The organism is Bordetella genomosp. 13 (assembly GCF_002119665.1).
GTDB lineage: Bacteria > Pseudomonadota > Gammaproteobacteria > Burkholderiales > Burkholderiaceae_B > Bordetella.
This window is the reverse complement of the sequence record NZ_CP021111.1, coordinates 804,773-821,663: the sequence shown is the minus strand read 5'-3', so window position 1 is coordinate 821,663 and position 16,891 is coordinate 804,773. Positions and strand designations below refer to the sequence as shown.

14 protein-coding genes are annotated in these 16,891 nt (G+C 65.4%); 5 read left to right on the top strand and 9 right to left on the bottom strand.

Annotated features, from left to right (window positions below; genetic code table 11):
- Positions 1-30: 30 nt before the first annotated feature.
- Entirely contained in the window at positions 31-891 is an 861-nt protein-coding gene (locus tag CAL15_RS03865) for a polysaccharide deacetylase family protein (protein ID WP_086077375.1), read from the top strand.
- A gap of 151 nt (positions 892-1,042) precedes the next feature.
- On the opposite strand, the gene CAL15_RS03860 is transcribed toward CAL15_RS03865, so the two are convergent.
- The 8 genes from CAL15_RS03860 to CAL15_RS03825 form a co-directional block, all read right to left on the bottom strand.
- The gene (locus tag CAL15_RS03860) at positions 1,043-1,492 is read right to left on the bottom strand and encodes a DUF4265 domain-containing protein (RefSeq protein WP_157666590.1); all 450 of its coding nucleotides are present in this window, start codon (positions 1,490-1,492) and stop codon (positions 1,043-1,045) included.
- Positions 1,493-1,683: 191 nt separating this feature from the next.
- Positions 1,684-2,682: a hypothetical protein gene (locus tag CAL15_RS03855; RefSeq protein ID WP_086077373.1), complete on the bottom strand. Its 999-nt coding sequence runs from the start codon at positions 2,680-2,682 to the stop codon at positions 1,684-1,686.
- Complete coding sequence (locus CAL15_RS03850) at positions 2,679-3,161, bottom strand: hypothetical protein (protein WP_086077372.1); 483 nt, start codon at positions 3,159-3,161, stop codon at positions 2,679-2,681. Before CAL15_RS03850 ends, CAL15_RS03855 begins: the two co-directional genes overlap by 4 nt.
- A 2-nt stretch (positions 3,162-3,163) precedes the next feature.
- Complete coding sequence (locus tag CAL15_RS03845) at positions 3,164-4,303, bottom strand: hypothetical protein (RefSeq protein ID WP_086077371.1); 1,140 nt, start codon at positions 4,301-4,303, stop codon at positions 3,164-3,166.
- A 60-nt stretch (positions 4,304-4,363) separates the two neighbouring features.
- The gene (locus CAL15_RS03840; RefSeq protein WP_086077370.1) at positions 4,364-4,720 is read right to left on the bottom strand and encodes a DUF4150 domain-containing protein; all 357 of its coding nucleotides are present in this window, start codon (positions 4,718-4,720) and stop codon (positions 4,364-4,366) included.
- Between the two features lies 1 nt (position 4,721).
- Positions 4,722-6,062, bottom strand: coding sequence for a DUF2169 family type VI secretion system accessory protein (locus tag CAL15_RS03835; protein ID WP_086077369.1), 1,341 nt, complete (start codon positions 6,060-6,062; stop codon positions 4,722-4,724).
- Positions 6,063-6,142: 80 nt separating this feature from the next.
- Complete coding sequence (locus tag CAL15_RS03830) at positions 6,143-8,377, bottom strand: type VI secretion system Vgr family protein (protein WP_086077368.1); 2,235 nt, start codon at positions 8,375-8,377, stop codon at positions 6,143-6,145.
- A gap of 309 nt (positions 8,378-8,686) precedes the next feature.
- Positions 8,687-9,022 carry an STAS domain-containing protein gene (locus CAL15_RS03825; protein ID WP_086077367.1) on the bottom strand — a complete coding sequence of 112 codons (336 nt, stop codon included), beginning with the start codon at positions 9,020-9,022 and terminating at the stop codon, positions 8,687-8,689.
- Between the two features lie 176 nt (positions 9,023-9,198).
- Here CAL15_RS03825 and CAL15_RS03820 point away from each other — a divergent pair, with 176 nt between their 5' ends.
- Entirely contained in the window at positions 9,199-9,627 is a 429-nt protein-coding gene (locus CAL15_RS03820) for an ATP-binding protein (protein ID WP_086077366.1), read from the top strand.
- Positions 9,628-9,804: 177 nt separating this feature from the next.
- Positions 9,805-10,938, top strand: a complete 1,134-nt coding sequence (gene alr / locus CAL15_RS03815; RefSeq protein WP_086077365.1) for an alanine racemase — start codon at positions 9,805-9,807, stop codon at positions 10,936-10,938.
- 64 nt (positions 10,939-11,002) lie between these two features.
- Here alr and CAL15_RS03810 read toward each other — a convergent pair whose 3' ends face one another.
- Positions 11,003-13,495, bottom strand: coding sequence for an MFS transporter (locus CAL15_RS03810; RefSeq protein WP_198299142.1), 2,493 nt, complete (start codon positions 13,493-13,495; stop codon positions 11,003-11,005).
- Positions 13,496-13,692: 197 nt separating this feature from the next.
- Between CAL15_RS03810 and CAL15_RS03805 the strand changes: the two genes are divergently transcribed.
- Complete coding sequence (locus CAL15_RS03805) at positions 13,693-15,696, top strand: SpoIIE family protein phosphatase (RefSeq protein ID WP_086077364.1); 2,004 nt, start codon at positions 13,693-13,695, stop codon at positions 15,694-15,696.
- The gene (locus CAL15_RS03800) at positions 15,693-16,883 is read left to right on the top strand and encodes an ABC transporter substrate-binding protein (protein ID WP_086077363.1); all 1,191 of its coding nucleotides are present in this window, start codon (positions 15,693-15,695) and stop codon (positions 16,881-16,883) included. The genes CAL15_RS03805 and CAL15_RS03800 overlap by 4 nt, the downstream gene beginning before the upstream one ends.
- The last annotated feature ends 8 nt before the right edge of the window (positions 16,884-16,891 follow it).

Below are 16,891 nucleotides of genomic sequence, written 5' to 3'. Positions count from 1 at the left end.
ACGCCATCGAACACCGGCACAGGATCCTCCATGAACACGACTTCTCCTCGTTACCCCCGTGAGTGGCAATGGCCCGGCGGCCAGCACGTCGCGGTCTCCGTCACGCTGGCCTTCGAGTCTTTCGTCAACCACAGCCAGATCACGCTGGAAAAGACGGCCAACAAGACTGACCACTTTTCGCTCAGCTATGCCGAGTACGGCGCGAAGGCCGGCATCTGGCGCCTGATGGACCTGCTGGACGAGTTCGGCATCAAGAGCAACGTGTCGACCAACGGCCTGGCCGCCGAGCGCCATCCGCACGTGATCCGCGCGCTGGTCGACGCGGGCCACGAGATCGCCGGCCATGCCTGGGCCAACGACGTGCTGATGCGCGACGACGACCCGGTTGCCGAACTGGAAGAGATACGCCGCTGCACGCGCGTGCTGACGGAGGTGGCCGGCAAGCCGCCGCTGGGCTGGACCAGCCCCGGCAGCGCAGCCTCGGCCAATACCCTGGGCTTTCTGAAGCAGGAAGGCTATCTGTGGAATGCCGACGACGCCAGCGACGACCTGCCCTTCATCCGCCCCACCGCGCATGGCCCCATCGTCATCATGCCGCGCACCAACTTGCCGCATAACGACTTGTGGATGTGGGTGTGGGGCCGCAATCCGCCCGGCATCATCTGGGACGGCTTCAGGGACACGTTCGACGAGCTGTACCGCGAGGGCAGGGCGGGACGGCGCAAGTGGACGGAGATCACGCTGCACGCCCACATGGCGGGCCGGCCGACCTTGATACCCACGCTGCGGCGCTGCCTGGAATATGCGCGCCAGCATGAGGGCGTGTGGTGGGCGACGAAGTCGGAGATCGCCGCCTGGACGCAGCAGCGGGAAGGCGCCGGCAAAGACTGAGGCAATCAGGCACGGACCGGCGCGGCGACACTGCGCCGCGGCGGGCGAGGACCTCCGCGCCCGCGGCCGTGTTTCTCTCGATAAGCTCGTCTAGATCTGTCGCCACATTCACCGCTCTGCGAAATCTCAACATCGTCCTGAAAATATCCGTTCAGTGCAGTCGCAACGGCACAGTGGCCATGGCCTCGCATTCGCGGCGGCGGTCGTCGCCTACCCCGTTGTGCTGCAGGCACGCGTCTTCGTATGCGATGTCTTCGCCGTCCGAGATCGAGTCGAGATAGGCATCGATGGCTGCGAAATCGACCTCCGGGGGGATATCGGCTGTGAACAACGACAGCCCCTTGGTGATGCCGCACGACGCGCCAAGCTCGGACAGGCGCTGGAGAATGGACTGGCGGAAATCCGAGGCTTCGGCGAATACGCGCAACGTACTATGGCCGCCACGCTGCACGACCGCCACCGCACGCAGTTCGCCGTCGTCGTGGCGCGTGGCGACGACATCGCCCTTGCTGACGCCGTAGATGCCCCAGCAACTCCAGCCGGTAGGGCAAAAGAGAATACGGCGGGACGACTCCGGCTCCCCAACGCTGGGATTTCGCATGCTCGGCCACACTCTCGATAAACGATCCATACGAGCCGGCCTTCTCTCGCATCAGTTCTTTAAGGGACTCTTTGTCCATTACATACCATGCTTTAACGCGATCATCTGGCCAAGGGAAACGTCTTGCCAGCGTCCAGTTCACCATAGATCCTGTCGCACATATGAAAACCCGCCACGGCGATCCCGCAGCGTCAGCCAAGCTCAGGTTCCATACGCACATGAAATACCGAAACACTGATGATCTGCCAGAATATCAAGCTGTAATGCACATGGAAGAAATAGTTGTCGGCCCTGCAGGTAAAGCGTCCGTTCGCCTCGAAGCCAGCCTGTTGCGCCGTAACGGGCAGTTTGGCTCGGATGGCGTCCGGGCCGTCGGCGAAGACAAGGCCAAACGGCAGTTTTCCTGAATAGCCCTTTGACCCATATACGCCTGCGCGGGCCATCTTGAAGCCCGCAAAGCATTTCTGGTTGCCTACGCCCCCCAGTTCGGCCGCTGGTAGGGCATAGAATGACAGTCCGGATTGCAGATGGAACTGCGTGTTTTCGTGGCCGGACAGGTCGAGCGGGGTCACGGGGGCTGCGGCAAAGGCCGAAGCAAGCTGCAATACCATCGGGTCGGCAACGGGCCTGCCTATCGCTTGCGCCAAGGGCTCCCAGTCGAGCTCGCTGACGGGGGCCTCTTCCTTTTCATAGATGTTCTTTAGCCGAAACGAGAAAAAATCGATACCGCTCTCGTTGTCAGGCGAATGGCACACATCAAGCACGTACGCATCGACCAGGAATTGATCGACCCTGGGCCCATAGGGCGCCCGCGTGGCGCGAGGGCGCCCCAGCTTTCTTTCCAGATCGGCAGCCCCCATGCCGAACGACAGCCCGTAAGGCAAGGGCTGCTTCCATCCGGCATGCCCGCCTACACCCGCCGAATAGAACAGCACGGCCGATACGGCGAGCGGCCCTTGGATTCCCGACACACCGAGCAGGCGCTCCTGCGCCTGCGTATCGTCGAATTCCAGGGTGAAGCCGTATCGCCAGTATTCTTCGACTGTGGCGCCGAGCCTATCGTCATCCGGGTCCGGCCAGTTGAACAAGGACGCCTGGGCGAAGCGCCGAAGCAGATCTGGGTCTTCTATGCCGCGTCCCAACGCCGACATCACCAACTGCGCATCGATGAGGCATGCGGAGTCGCTCACCGAAGCTCCATCGCGGAAAAGCGGATGAAAGTGATCTCACGCGTCTTTTTGTCCAGGCGGAAAATCAGGTCTATACCGGGCAGCACAGCATCGTAGTTAAGGAAATGCGCGCCCAGGAACTCACCTTGGCTGGAGGGCTGGCCCATGGCCCGGACGATATCGGCTTCTTTCATATCCAGGCGCAAGCCGTAGGGCAGCGTTCCCGTAAAAGCGCCGACGTCCTCTTCGTACTTTCCATTCTGCACGGTCACGTCTTCCAGGAACAGAAAGCCCTCGCCGCGCGCCGGGCCATGGGTTTCTTCGTAGGAATCGGTGAACTGCATCTGTACCGCTTCGCTGTCCAGCCCGACGGTGGCCAGAGGACGGTCCTTGCTCGTGAGGCGCTTCTTCTGGCCCGACTGCTGCAGGAAGTCGTCAAGATCCGGAGCGCTGCAAGGCAATCCAATGAAAGAAACAGCCTTTTCGATGTCGATCGGCATGGTCAGAAACCTCTAATCGTGATGTTGATGATGTCTTGCAAATGCTTGTCCGGGTCGATCCGCTGCATCGCGCGCCGCGCGGCAGAATATTGCTTGCGGCAAGGATGGTCCGAGTTTTTCATCGCTTCCTCGAGGGCGTCCATGTCGCGCATCATGGCCTCGCGCAGGTTGCCAGCGTCGGGACCGTAGCGTGGCTTGTTGCGGCTGCCCCAGGTAAGGCTGCTGTTCTTGTGCACGTCTGCCGGAATATTGATGGTATAGGCCTCGTTGCGCGCAGCATTCAACACCTTCTTGCGCTGCGCCGCCGTCAAGGAACTCCACATGGACTTGTTGCCTTGCCCAGGCATGGCTTTGAGCTTGTTCTCGGCAGCCTGTTCCAGCGCGCGCCCCGACGGCACGTGATCCCAATTGGTGTCGGTATTGTCGAAGTCCTTCTTGTTCTTGTAAACGCCGATCCGGCCGCAATCGGGCTTCTTCTTGCCCTGGCTTTTGCCACCGTCGTCTTCGTCCTTCTTTGGGCGTTCCTTGGGAGGAGGCGTTTCCTTGGCGCCCTTTTTTGCAGCGGCCTCAGCCGTAGTCTCGACGGCATGCAGGCCCTTGCGCCCCACCTTGGCGGTCGTCGCGCCCCAGCCGACAAAAGGAATTGCAGCGGCCAGGGACAGGCCGGCACCGACAAAATCGCCTCGCAGCGCGCTGACGCCGGCATTGGCCAAGTCTGCAAACTCGCCCACGCCTGGAATGAGGCCCACCGCATCCAGCCCGAGCTGCAAGCCATCCAGCACCTTCTCGCCGGTGACCCCTTCATTGTCGGACTCCGGCTCGACCGGCGGGTTGGATTGCGCCGCCGGCTTGCCGCTGCCGCCGGCCTGGCCGACAACCCGGCCCACAGTATTGCCATTGGCATTCGTGCCCGGCTGCCTGACCTTGGGGGGCTGCCAGTCTGGCAGGTTCAGTTCGGGGTTGTCCTTGCGCAGCTTGGCGTACTCGTCATAACTGAGCATGCCGCTGGCGAGTTCGGTCTGGTTGTCCGGCGACCAGACGTTCAGCCTGACTCCGTCGGCTCTCTGAAACAGCGTCAGGTTGTTGCCATTGGGCGCAACACGTGCGGCCATGGAGCCGCCAATATCAACCTCGAGCGCCATAGGCCACCTTGTTCCTGGATGCTGCGCGCTTGCGACACTGCAGCGCCGATCGGTGCCCCCTCACTTTCCGTTCATCCAGAACATGTCGCCGTGGCGCACCAGCAGCTTGCCTTCCGCACGGACCGTGCCGCTATGTTCGATCGGATAGCACCTGCCCTCCACAGTGCCGCTCTGGATGCCGTAGGCACGGCCGGCCGCATCGCCGATCGTGGTGGGCGTAAGGCTCATGTCGTACACCACGAGCGGATGGCCGTTCGTGCGCACCGTCCTGGTCACGCCCTGTGCCGACACCAGCTGTGCCGTCACCGGGTAAGGCACCGGCGGTATCGAACTGCCCATCGGCGTCTTGCAGACGTCGGGAGCAATACTCACCACTTTCCATTTCGTCTGCTTGCGGGCCATGTAGTCCTGGGCCATGTCATGCCTCCTGCAAGGCCGAGGGTCTGGACGGCGCGCGCTTGAGCAGCGGCGCTGCCGGATCGACTTCGAAACGCGCCTCCAGCGCGCGAATGGCAGGCGTGCCTGCCGGGAGCCAGGCACGGTGCGTCAGTGTCAAGGTCATGGCTTCGGTATCCAGAATGGCGGTATCCGTGATCATGGGCAGAGGCAGCATCACGCCGCTTGCCATCCGCATCAGCAAGAACGGCCGATGGCCAGGCATGACCACGCGCACATAGCCGCCCGTCGTGGCGTGTGGCGTCAAGTTCCAGGCTTCCAGGCAGAAATCGGGCGGCAGATAAGGCACTTGCTGGTCGGCCGGGGCGCCATTCCAATAATGGAAGTCGATATCGCGCGGCAACCCCGGATGGCGCGATTGCAGCCAGGCATCGTCGTATGTGCCGGCCTGGGCCAGGCGTGGCGCCCAGGCGCGGCCCAACGGCCCATAGCCGGCAGGCATTGCGCCGTAAGCCTGGGCCAGCTCGGCCATCCGCATGGCATCGCAAGGCCCTTCGGGATGTGCGGCAACGATGGGCGCAGGCAACGGCTCGCCGGGCGGCACGATCTGGGGCGCCGCGATCTCGCACCCATCCTGCTGCCGCGCATTGCGCGAGGCACGCGGGTCGCGCTTCTCCATCCAACCACAACCCAGCGGATTGCTGAAACACACTTCGTTGAGCAGCGGCCCGGCGTCGGGATCCGCTGCGTCACGTACGATGCTCGTTCCACCAAACGCATGCTCCCATCGCAGGGGCAATTCAGTGATGGGCTGCGCAGGCGTACGTTTCCAACCCGGCGCCAACAGGTGGCGGCGAAACGCATGCGGCGCAAGTATCCACAAACGCTTGTCCAACAGCACTTTTTCTTCTTTGTCCTGCAGCGCCTTCGCTGTGGTGCGCATCGCCTCCGGCCGGTTCACGTACCGCTGCCGACCAGGCTGCCATTGCGCTTTCGGCTCGTAGTAGACGCTCGCGGGCGGCCGCGCCTGAAGGACAGAAACCCTCAGTCTTGTCTCCCACTGCGCGGCAGCACGCCCACCGGGTGCATAAGCCTGGCCAATGACCAGGACATCGCACTTTGGCTTGAACGGCGCCAGGTCGCTCTCCTGCCGCACGCTGGACTCGCCGGGCTCCGCCCAGAACTCATCCCCCACACACAACGGCACCGGATCGTCGTCGATGACCTGCGCCTGCCACGAACCGCCAGCCTGGCGTGCAAGCCGATAGCCGACTTTCATGGCGATGACCTGATGCTCATCGTCATTGGGATCGAGTGCGCCATAACACAGCGTGTCGAACGGCGTGAGGTTGCAAAATTCCATGATCAATCCTGCTGCCGGAGGCGGCCGCCAAGATGCACGCCAACATGGTGGAACGATGGTCGCGGCATCATCGTCATCCGTCAGTTGATATCGACGTTCTTGCCATTGAGCTGGACAGGGCCGCTGGCTGTGAAATTGAAATTGGAACCGTTGATCAGCACAGTCCCGTCCGATTTCATCAGCAGGCTGGCCTTGCCCACCACGATCTCCAGTTCGTCGCCGGCACGAATGGTGTACTTCTTGCCCACGTCCGTATGCTTGGACATGCCGATCTGCTGGGACTGGCTCAATGCCACCGTCGTGTTCATGGCCGCACCCACGGTGACCTGATAGGCCAGGCCCGTGGTCAGCGCCTTGGCCAGGCCGATGGTCTCCGCCTTGGCCAGCGCCACGGTCTCGAATTTGTTGCCGCCAATCGTCACGCTACGGTTCTGGCCGATCGAGATCGTCTCGTTGTTGCCCACGTCTTCGCTACGGTCCACGCCGATCGACACGTTCTCGTTCAGGTCGACCCGTTCCTTGCGATTCTGGTGAATGGTGATGGTCTCGTCCTTGTCCACCGTCTCGGTGCGCTGGCCGTGCACGGTGATGGTCTCGTCGCGATCCACCGTCTCGGTGCGGTCGCGCTTGACGTTGACGGTCTCGTCGCGATCGATGGTCTTCTTGCGGTCCTGCCCCACCCAGTGGGTTTCGTCCTTCTCGACCTCGATATCCTGGTTGCGCTCGGCGTGGATCCACAACTGCTCCGCGCCCATCTTGTCTTCGAAGCGGATGGCGTTGGCGTTGTTCGGATCGCCTTGCGGCGTGGAACGCGACATCAGGCCCATCTGCGTGGCGTTGCCCGGCAGTTCCCATGGCGGCATGTTTGACGCGTTGTAGACACGGCCGGTGATCAAGGGAAAGTCGGGATCGCCGTTGAGGAAATCCACCACCACCTCGTCGCCGATGCGGGGCACCTGGATGCCGCCGAAGCCCGAGCTGGCCCAGGGATTGGACACGCGGATCCAGCAAGAGCTGTTCTCGTCGCGCGGGCCCGTGCGGTCCCAGTGGAAGTGCACCTTGACGCGGCCGTATCGGTCTGTCCAGATCTCTTCGCCGGCCGGGCCGGTGACCACGGCGGTCTGAGGGCCCAGCGTGCGCGGTTTGCGCGTCACGCGTGGCGGGCGATAGGGCAGCGTGGCAGGCTGGATGATCAGGTCGAAGTCGCAGACGGTGCCCTGGTCGGCGTTCTGCGTCGCGGCGTCGCCGAGCGCCGCCACGCTCGTCGGCAGGAACCCGCCTCCAGACTGCGAGTAATAACCGCCCTCGCGCAGCGCATAGCGCGTGCCGACCACCATGTACTTGCGGTTCTCGGCATCGCGCGGGCAATTGCGCAGCGTGAACGTCGAAGCCGTGGCCAGGCCGCGCACGTTGCTGCGCAGTTCGGCCTGCTCGCGCTGCTGGTGCAACTCTTCCATGCGCACACGCGCATACACCTGGCCCTGGTCAGGGTCGGTATAGTCGCCGGGCCATTGGTACACCTGATGCGCGGCCTCGTCATGACCGGCGGGATTGCGCTGGGTCGAAACCAGCGCGGCCTTCGGATTCTCGAAGTTGTAGTCGTCGGTGACGTACTCGCCCGAGCGCACTTCCTCGCCCACGCGCAGGTCGGTCACGTACGACTCGTCGGGCACGCTCTGGCGGTCGCTGGCGTAGTACGGCAACGATTCGCAGCCGGGCGAGGCCTCGTGCGCCGACATGTCGTCGGCCAGCACCAGATCGTGGCGGCCCTGCGAGTGCTTGAACCAGTAATAGATGCCCTCGTGCTCCAGCAGCCGACTGACGAAGTCGAAGTCGCTTTCGCCGTACTGCACGCAATACGTCCACGGCCGATATGAATCGGACAGTTTGCGCGCGATGGCGTGTCCGTAAGGCTTGAGCACTTCCTCGACGATGTCGGGAACGCTCTTCTCCTGGAAGATGCGGAAGTCTTCGCGCCGCGACGCGGACCACAGCCATGGCCGCACGGTGGCGCGGTAAAGGTAATAGCGCTGTGTCGACGTTTCCTTGCCGGCCAGCATGAAGCGTGTGATCTGGCCGTTCAGATAGCGGGTGCCGCCGAGCTCGTCGGTGTCGATCTCGAGCGTCAGCGATTTGCCCAGCAAGCTGCGCAGGTCCAGGCCCATGCCGTCATAGAGCACGTCGACCTGGAACTCGAACAGCTGCGAGAGCTGCTCATGTCCCTGCATCGCGCGAAAGAGTATGCCTGGAGGCGCGCCGGCAATCCGCACGCGCACGGTGTGATTGGCGGCCGATGCCGCTGAGGATATGTCCATTGCGGGGATCTGCTTTCCAGAAAACGTCGGCATGGGCTGCCGACGTACCGCGACGATGCTAGAAAGCAGGTGTGACGAAAATGCTTCGCAACGTTGAAGCCGTAACACCCTTCCCCCAGGGGAGCGTTACATCATTTGCTTCGACACACAAATTACAGGTATTTTCCGCCCCGGCGTCGCGTGCCTGTTATCAATGGCGACGAATGGGGCAATAACCGGGTTCGACCGTGGATCGCCCAAAATAAAAGCCTCGACCAGAACTCTGGCGAGGCTTTTACATGGAACTTGTCGGGGCCAACGCGCTACTGATCAGGCCAGCTTTTGCAACGCCTGTTCGCGCGTGTCGGTGACCGTAAGAATGGCCAGGAAGCCGCTGATGTCGAACACTTCGCGCACCTGGGGCTGGATGTTGCACAGCACCAGGGAACCGGACAACTGCTTCAGTTTCTTGGCAAGCACCAGCACCACGCGCAGGCCGGCGCTGGAGATGTAGTCGAGCCGGCCCAGGTCCAGCACGACTTTTTGCGCGCCCTTGTCGATCTGCGCCATCAGGTCGGCTTCGATACCGGCGGCATTGGCGCTGTTGATCTGACCTTCCGGCATGACCAGAAGCACCTCTCCGATTTTGTCGGTCGCGAGATTCATGGGTGTTTTCCCAAGGTTGGAGTTCGTGGCTAGTGGCGGGCGTCGCGGCCCGCGCTTTGGCAAGATGATACGCGAGGCACGGTGGCAATGGCTTTACGATGAAAAACTGTATAGGCGCAAGGCTGCATTCGTGCATACTTGTTACCTGCACTGCGAACACTGACACCAAGGCACTTATGCCCCCTCAGCCCGATACGCTAGAACTGACTCCGGACGCCCAGGCGGTAACGCTGGCCACCCAGTGGCTGGAAGGCATTGCAGAACGCGAAGGTTGGCCAGCCAAGACGGTATTCGGGCTTACGCTCAGCCTGGACGAAGCACTCACCAACATCGTCTCGTACGCGTTCCAGGCGCGGCAGGTCGACGGCTCCGCCCCCTCGGTCAGGCTGGCCTGCAGGCGCGATGGGGAACGCATCCTGCTGGACGTGGCCGACAATGGAATGGCCTACGATCCCACCCAGGCCGCCGTGCCGGACCTGGCCCTTACCCTGGACGACGCCGCGATCGGCGGCCACGGCACCCGGTTGATGCGTCATTACCTGCACGAACTGGCCTACCAGCGCGACGGCGACTGGAACCGCCTCACCATGATCATGCAGACCTGATCTCTCCGCGGCGGAACTTTTTCCGCGCGGGTGTCACTTAGGTGCAAGTTACGCGAACTTTGCAACCAAAGGACACGAGAACGGTATGATGGCGCCCCTTCATCCGAATTCCGGAGCCCGCATGCGTCCCAGCCCCGGCCCCAACGCCGGTCGTCGCCCGGCCAGCCCGGTGTGGCGATGAACGCACGCTGGCTCCCGTCCTTCGTGGCCGGCACGCGCATACAGGCCAGCGTCGACGCCGACGCCATCGCCCATAACCTGGCAGTCATACGCGCCCACGCCGGCGCCGCTTCGCCCGCGCCCCGCATCTGGGCCACGGCCAAGGCCGATGCCTATGGGCACGGCCTGTCGCTGGCCATGCCCGGCCTCGGCCAAGCGGACGGCATCGCGGTACAGCAACTGCCCGAAGCGCACGCCTGCCGCGCCGCAGGATGGCAAGGCCCCATCCTGGTGTACGGCGGCCTGCTGGCCGAAGAAGACATTGCACAGCTCGACCTGGCCGATCTGCACCTGGTCATCTCGCACGAAGCACAGCTCGATTGGCTGGCAAGCTGCCCACCCCGCCCCGATGCGCCGGCCGTGTGGCTGCGCTATGACGGCGATATCCGCCTTGCCGGTTTCAGCGACGAGGCCTATGCGCGCGCCTATGCCCGCTGCACCGCGCTGGCGGCCCAGCACCGCATCGGCGCCATCGGCCATCTCAGCCATTACGCGCGTGCCGAGGACGAAGACGGCGTGGCCGAAGCGGACGCGCGTTTCCGGCAGGTGATCGCCGGCCTGCCGGGGCTGGTGTCCACCTGCAATTCGGCGGCGCTGCTGCGCCATCCCGGTCATGTATGCGCCACCGACTGGGTCCGTCCGGGCATCGCGCTGTATGGCGTCAGTCCGCTGGCGGGCATAGACGGACCCGCCCTGGGCCTGCGTCCCGCGATGACGCTTACCGCGCGCCTGTTCGCGGTGCAGACCCTGCCGGCCGGCGCCAGCATCGGCTACCGCGCGGCCTTCGTGGCATCGCGGGACATGCGTGTAGGTTTGGTCAGCTGCGGCTACGGCGATGGCTACCCGCGACATGCGGGCACGGGCACGCCGGTGCTGGCAGGCGGACGACGCACGCGGCTGCTGGGCCGCGTCACCATGGACGTGATGATCATCGACCTGGACGGCATCGACCATGCGGCCCCCGGCATGCCGGTGGTGCTGTGGGGCACGCCGGACCTGCCCGTGGAGACCGTGGCAGCGTCGGCGGGCACCATCGCGGCGGAACTGCTTACCGGCCTGACGGCGCGCGTGCCGTTTACGGCCCGCGACTGAGCCGCGCGTTCTTCCTGAGGGCTCATGCCGCGCCATGCGGCGCGGCACGTGGTCGCGACGCCGCTCAGGCCGTCGTGGCGGCGCCGGCCGTCTGCTGGCGCGCACGCGCCGGCGCAAAGGCCAGGAACAGCAAGGTCGCCAGCAGATAGATCACGCCGGTGATGGCCAGGCCGGCGCCCATGCCGGCCGCGCCGAACATGGCTCCCACCACCAGCGGACCCGCCATCTGGCCCAGCTTGTCCGCGGCGCGCAGCACGCTGGTGGCGCCGGCCGCGCCATAGCGCTGCACGTCGGGCAGGGCCAGCATGTACGGCGACTGCGACGCGCCCGAGAAGCAACTGGCCAGCGCCAGCATCAGCACGGCGCACGAAGCGGCCAGCAACCCGCTGTTGAAGTACAGGCCCAGCATGCCGGCGCTGCCGACCACGCCGCCGATCACGATCCAGTACTTCTTGGCGCTGTTGGAACGATCGACCATGCGGCCCATCAGCGGCCCCAGGTAGATGACGCACACGCCGTAGATCATCAGCACGCGGCCGATGCTGGACGCGGCCACGCCCTCGGCCTCGAGATACAGGGGCAGCGCGAAGGACAGCAGGCCGACCTGGGCGATCGAGAACGGGATCACGCTGCCGAGCAACAGCAGACCGAAGTCGCGCGTGCACAGCAGGCTGAGCGTTTCGGACAGCCGCGCACGCGCGCGCGGCACCGATGCGCGAGCCCTGGCCGCCGCGCGTTCCATGTAAGGCCGCATCAGCACCAGCACGCCCAGCAGCGGCATCACCAGCATCACCGCGCCCACCACGAACACCGCCCGGAAACCGAGCTGCTCCATCAGCATGGCGCCCACCGCGGCGCCCGACAGGTGGCCCGCGAACAGGCCGGCGATGACGCCCGTCATGTTGCGGCCGCGGTACTGCGCGGGACTGCTGGTGACCACGAAGCCCTGCAGGCCCATCCAGGTCAGGCCATAGCCCAGCCCGACCAGGCCGCGCGCGGCGGAAAACCACGGCAGGCTGGGTGCGGCGGCGCAGGCCACCAGGCCCAGGAACGACACACCCAGGCCCCCCAGCACCGGCACGTGCCAGCCCCTGCGATCGGTGAGGCCGCCGGCCAGCAGCGCGGTCAGCAGGCCGCAGCCCATCTCTACGGAAATGGGCAGCGCCATCATGAGGTTGGCCGGCAGGTCGAGACCGCCGGTGGACAGGCTGCGCGCATACAGCGGCAGGAAGCCCAGCGGCAGCGCCCACGCGAACAGGAAGCCGAACATCACGGGGCGCGCGATGCGCCCGATCTCGGACACGTCGTCCGGGCCGACGTGCTTGCCTTCGGGATTGAAGCCGCGCGCCGAGAACGCGCGGTTCATCAGCAGCGACAGCAGCAGCAGCATCTCGACAGCGGCCACCAGCGCCACCAGCACCACGGTGGCGGCGTCGATCACCCGGCCGCGCACGCCGGCGGCGATCACGTCCTCGGAGAGGTGCAGGACGAGACTGCCCCGGATGGTGGAGGCCCCGAACTGCCCCGACAGCGGCAGCACCAGCGTCAGGTCGTCGGCGACTTCGGCGGCGCGCGGCAGGCCCTTGGCGGGCAGCGCGCCGTTGGCGTCGGCGCGGTTCAGCACGCGGCCGTCCTGCACAAGATCGATGGTGCTGATGGCCGGGAAAGTGCCGGCCAGACGCGCGAACTGCTTTTCGATGCCGCGCATGCGGTCCAGGGGAATGCCGTAGCCGATGACGCGGTTGAGGTCGCGCTGCAGGCCTTCGGCAAGCGCGGTGATGTTGCCGCGCGCCACGTCCAGCGAAGCGCTGCGGAAGGTGGAGATGGTGTAGCCGGCATACACGCCCTGCGCCACCAGCAGCGCGGCCAGAGGCACCAGGAACCGCGCACGCCCGCCCGTGGCCAGCGTGGTCAGCGGGATGGCGTATTTGAAGGCCGCGGCAAGGCCCAGCCCCACGACCGCCGTGACCAGCAGCAGCACCTTGATGTTGTCCAGCAGCAATTGCCGGGTGGCCGCCACGTCGGGCGCCACGGACAGCATGACCGCGCCCGCGAGCTGGCCGGTGCCATCGATGAGCGGCACCGCCACGGTGACCATGCCTTCGGCATTGGAGACAAGGGTGCCGCTGCCGCGCCGTGCGACACCTTCCGGCAGGGGCGCGCCCGCCGGCGCACGCAACGCGCGCGCAAGCGCATCCAGCGCGGCGACGGGGCGGCCCTGGGCCGCCACCGGCCGGCCATCCGCCACGACGACCACCGCGCCATGCACGTCGCGCGCGGCGCCGACGCCTTCGCGCAACTGATTGCTGAGGCCGAAGAACTGACCCAGCGGCTTGCCCAGCCGCAGGCCGTTCTGTATGCCGCCCGCCACCTGACGGGTGGCCACTTCGACGCGATCGGCGGTGGTATCCGCCACGAGTCGATTCAACGCGGAGAGACTGAGCGCCCCGATGAGGGCCTGGGCCAGCAGCAGCACCGCGAGGCACGCCAGTGTGACTTCCAGTACAGGACGGCGCCGCAGGCCTTCCAGCACCATCTGCATGGGTTCGTTACGCATGTTGGTTATAGACCGCAAGAATTCACACGAAAGCGTAGCCGACATTTTACAATTGATGTATTTTGCTTCCACTTTGCATCGTCGTTGCGGCCCGCGCGGCGGCATCCGCGCAACACCGAAGCAAATCCGTAGCACCGAATCTGCAACACCGAATCCGCAACACTGAAGTAACCCCGCAACACTTCCCCACTCCCACCATGTTGATGCGCTCCTTACGCGGCAAGATCTTCCTGCTTGTCGTCGCGATCCTGCTGGTGCTGGCAGCCTTCGTCATGCTGCTCACGCAGCGCGATGTCACGCGCACCGTCGAAGCCGGCGAGCGGCACGCGGTCGACAACGTGCTGAACCTGGTGATGCGCGACACCGAGGCGCGCTGGAGCGCGCTGCTGGACGACAAGATCAGCAGCGTGCGCACCGGGCGCCGGCAGCTGGTTCAGGCGGGCGCCACCATCTCGACGGTACTGGCCGGCTATGCCGACATGGCCGAGCGCGGCGTGATGACGCAGGGCGCGGCCAAAGGCATGGCGCGGGCGTGGATCAACCGCCTCAAGCTCGACGACCGGCGCTACGCCTTCGTCTATGACGCCAGCTATTCGGTCCTGGCCACCGGCAACAACGCCATGACCGACCTCGACCTGGGGCCCGCGCGCGACATCAAGGGCCGTCCGCTGGCAGAGGCCCTGTACGAAGAAACCCGGCGGCTGGGCTACGGTTTCGCCATCTACCGCTGGCCGCTGCCGGGCATCGAGGGCGAGCCCGAAACGCGCTATGCCTACTTCGGCTATTTCCGGCAATGGGACTGGGTGTTCGTCGTCACCGACAGCGCGCAGGACATCATCGAGCAGGTGCAGGGGCGCCGCGCGCAGATGGAATCGGCCATGCGCAGCACGCTGTCGCAGCTGACGCTGGCGCACTCGGGCTTCGTCTTCATCATGGACGACAACGGGCGCATGGTGGTGCCGCCGCCCGCGCAGAAGATGGGTCTGCTGGACGCCATCGAGCGGCCCTCCGGCCAGTCGCTGCGCCAGCTGCTGGCGCAGGCAGGCAGGAGCGGGCCGCAGGCGCTGCGCGTCACCGATGGCAAGGCGCCCTGGCAGATACAGGCCGTGCGCAACAAGCCGCTGGGCTGGACGGTGGTGGCCGCCGTGCCCGAAAGCGATTTCACCGCGCCGGCCACACAGCTGCTGAACCGCCTGGCCGTCATCTTCGCCATCACGCTGCTGCTGGCGCTGGTGTTCGCCTGGCTGCTGGCCACGCGCATCGCGCGGCCGCTGGATACGCTGACGCAATACGCGCGCCAGCTGCCCGAACAAGACCTCACCACCGACGTATCCGTGCCCTCGCACATCGCCACGCTGCCGCAGCACCACCACGACGAGGTGGGCCGGCTGGCGGCGTCGTTCCTGTTCATGCAGCGCAAGCTGGGCGAGAACGTGCAGCGCCTGATGCACGAAACGTCCTCGCGCGAGCGCTTCGAAAGCGAACTGAACATCGCGCGCGCCATCCAGCTGGGGCTGCTGCCGGTGCCACTGGGCAGCGACGTGCGCCAGCACGTCGACCTGCACGCCACCATGCTGCCCGCCAAGCAGGTGGGCGGCGACCTGTACGACTACTTCATGATGCCCGACGGCAGGCTGTGCCTGGCCATCGGCGACGTGTCCGACAAGGGCGTGCCCGCCGCGCTGTTCATGGCGGTCACGCGCACGCTCATCCGCGCCACGGCCGAGGACGAGACGGACCCGGCGCAGATCATGCAGAAGATCAACAACCGCCTCGCCGAGAACAATCCGAACATGATGTTCGTCACGCTGCTGCTGGGCGTGCTCGACCTGGACACTGGCGAACTGTCCTGGGCCAATGCCGGCCATCTCAAGCCCATCGTGATCGGCGCCGACGGCACGCTGCGCATGCTCGAGGGCCGCAGCGGCCCGGCCTGCGGCGTGCAGGAGGACATGGTCTATCAGCCGCTGTACGCCCACGTGGGGCCTGGCGAGGTGCTGGTAGGCTATACCGACGGGGTCACCGAGGCCGTCAATAGCCAGGGCGGCCAGTATGGCGATCCCCGCATGCTGAGCCTGCTGTCCGCCCCGCCCGGCAACGCCACCGACATTGCCCGCCGCCTGCTCGAGGACGTCCAGGCCTTCGCGGCCGGCGCCGAACAATCCGATGACATCACGTTGATCGTGGTCCGACGCGAATGACCAAACTGCTCCGCACCCTTTTCGTTTCGCTGGCCGTGCTGGCCCCCGCTGCGCAGGCGCAGCAGACCGAACCTGCCCAGCCGCAGGTCGCGACGCCCGAACCCAGCGCCGTGTTTCCCACCACGCCGATGGCCAAGCCGGGCGGCGGCAAGTGGCGGCTGGGCTATTTCGAAAGCGGCGACTACAGCGAATATCCGCGCACGCTGCGCGTCATCGTGGCGGGCCTGCAGCAGCTGGGCTGGCTGACGGTGCCCGCCATTCCAGACGGCCTGAACGGCCGCGACATGTGGACCTTTCTGGCCAAGAACGCCAAAAGCGACACGCTGCAGTTCGTCGACGATGCGTGGTGGCAACCCGGCAACTTCGACGCCGCGCGCCGCCCCGCCGTGCGGCAGGCCATCACGCAGCGCCTGTCCGAGCGCCGCGACGTCGATCTGATCATCGCCATGGGCACGCTGGCCGGCCAGGACATGGCCATGCTGGGCGCACCCGTGCCCACGGTGGTGGCATCGACCAGCGACGCTGTCGGCGCGCGCATCGTCAAGAGCGTGGAAGACAGCGGCCTGGACAACCTGCATGCGCGCGTGCAGCCCGAACGCTACCAGCGCCAGGTGCGGCTGTTCCGCGAGATCGTGCCGTTCAAGACGCTCGGCCTGGTCTATGAGAACAGCCCCGAGGGCCGCACCTATGCCGCGGTGCCCGCGGTGGAACAGGTTGCCAAGGAAATCGGCTTCGAGGTCAGGTCGTGCGACGCGGCGTCCAACGGCATCCCGGTGGAAGAAGCCACGAAGAACGCCGTCGATTGCTACCGCAAGCTCAGCAGCCAGGTCGACGCCATGTACGTCACGGTGCACCGCGGCATCACGCCCGCCACCGTGGGCCAGGTGGCCGACGTGCTGCGCATCGCGCAGGTTCCGAGCTTCGCCATGCTGGGTTCCGAGCAAGTGCGCGACGGGCTGCTGATGAGCCTGGCGCAGGCCGATTATTCGTACGTGGGCCTGTTCCACGCCGAAACCATCGCCCGCATCTTCAACGGCGCCAAGCCGCGCCAGCTCAGCCAGATCTGGATCGACCCGGCCAAGATCGCGCTGAATCTGGACACCGCGCGCAGCATCGGGTTCGATCCCCCGGTGGACATTCTGCTGGCCGCGGACGAGGTCTACGAGAACAAGAGAACCGGGCAGTAAGAAGCGCG

What these genes read in the sequence shown, in the direction of transcription:
- CAL15_RS03865 (WP_086077375.1), top strand. Translation starts at nt 31, where the DNA reads ATGAACACGACTTCTCCTCGTTACCCCCGTGAGTGGCAATGGCCCGGC.
- CAL15_RS03860 (WP_157666590.1), bottom strand. Translation starts at nt 1,492, where the DNA reads ATGCGAAATCCCAGCGTTGGGGAGCCGGAGTCGTCCCGCCGTATTCTC.
- CAL15_RS03850 (WP_086077372.1), bottom strand. Translation starts at nt 3,161, where the DNA reads ATGCCGATCGACATCGAAAAGGCTGTTTCTTTCATTGGATTGCCTTGC.
- CAL15_RS03845 (WP_086077371.1), bottom strand. Translation starts at nt 4,303, where the DNA reads ATGGCGCTCGAGGTTGATATTGGCGGCTCCATGGCCGCACGTGTTGCG.
- CAL15_RS03840 (WP_086077370.1), bottom strand. Translation starts at nt 4,720, where the DNA reads ATGGCCCAGGACTACATGGCCCGCAAGCAGACGAAATGGAAAGTGGTG.
- CAL15_RS03835 (WP_086077369.1), bottom strand. Translation starts at nt 6,062, where the DNA reads ATGGAATTTTGCAACCTCACGCCGTTCGACACGCTGTGTTATGGCGCA.
- CAL15_RS03830 (WP_086077368.1), bottom strand. Translation starts at nt 8,377, where the DNA reads ATGGACATATCCTCAGCGGCATCGGCCGCCAATCACACCGTGCGCGTG.
- CAL15_RS03825 (WP_086077367.1), bottom strand. Translation starts at nt 9,022, where the DNA reads ATGAATCTCGCGACCGACAAAATCGGAGAGGTGCTTCTGGTCATGCCG.
- CAL15_RS03820 (WP_086077366.1), top strand. Translation starts at nt 9,199, where the DNA reads ATGCCCCCTCAGCCCGATACGCTAGAACTGACTCCGGACGCCCAGGCG.
- alr (WP_086077365.1), top strand. Translation starts at nt 9,805, where the DNA reads ATGAACGCACGCTGGCTCCCGTCCTTCGTGGCCGGCACGCGCATACAG.
- CAL15_RS03810 (WP_198299142.1), bottom strand. Translation starts at nt 13,495, where the DNA reads ATGCGTAACGAACCCATGCAGATGGTGCTGGAAGGCCTGCGGCGCCGT.
- CAL15_RS03805 (WP_086077364.1), top strand. Translation starts at nt 13,693, where the DNA reads ATGTTGATGCGCTCCTTACGCGGCAAGATCTTCCTGCTTGTCGTCGCG.
- CAL15_RS03800 (WP_086077363.1), top strand. Translation starts at nt 15,693, where the DNA reads ATGACCAAACTGCTCCGCACCCTTTTCGTTTCGCTGGCCGTGCTGGCC.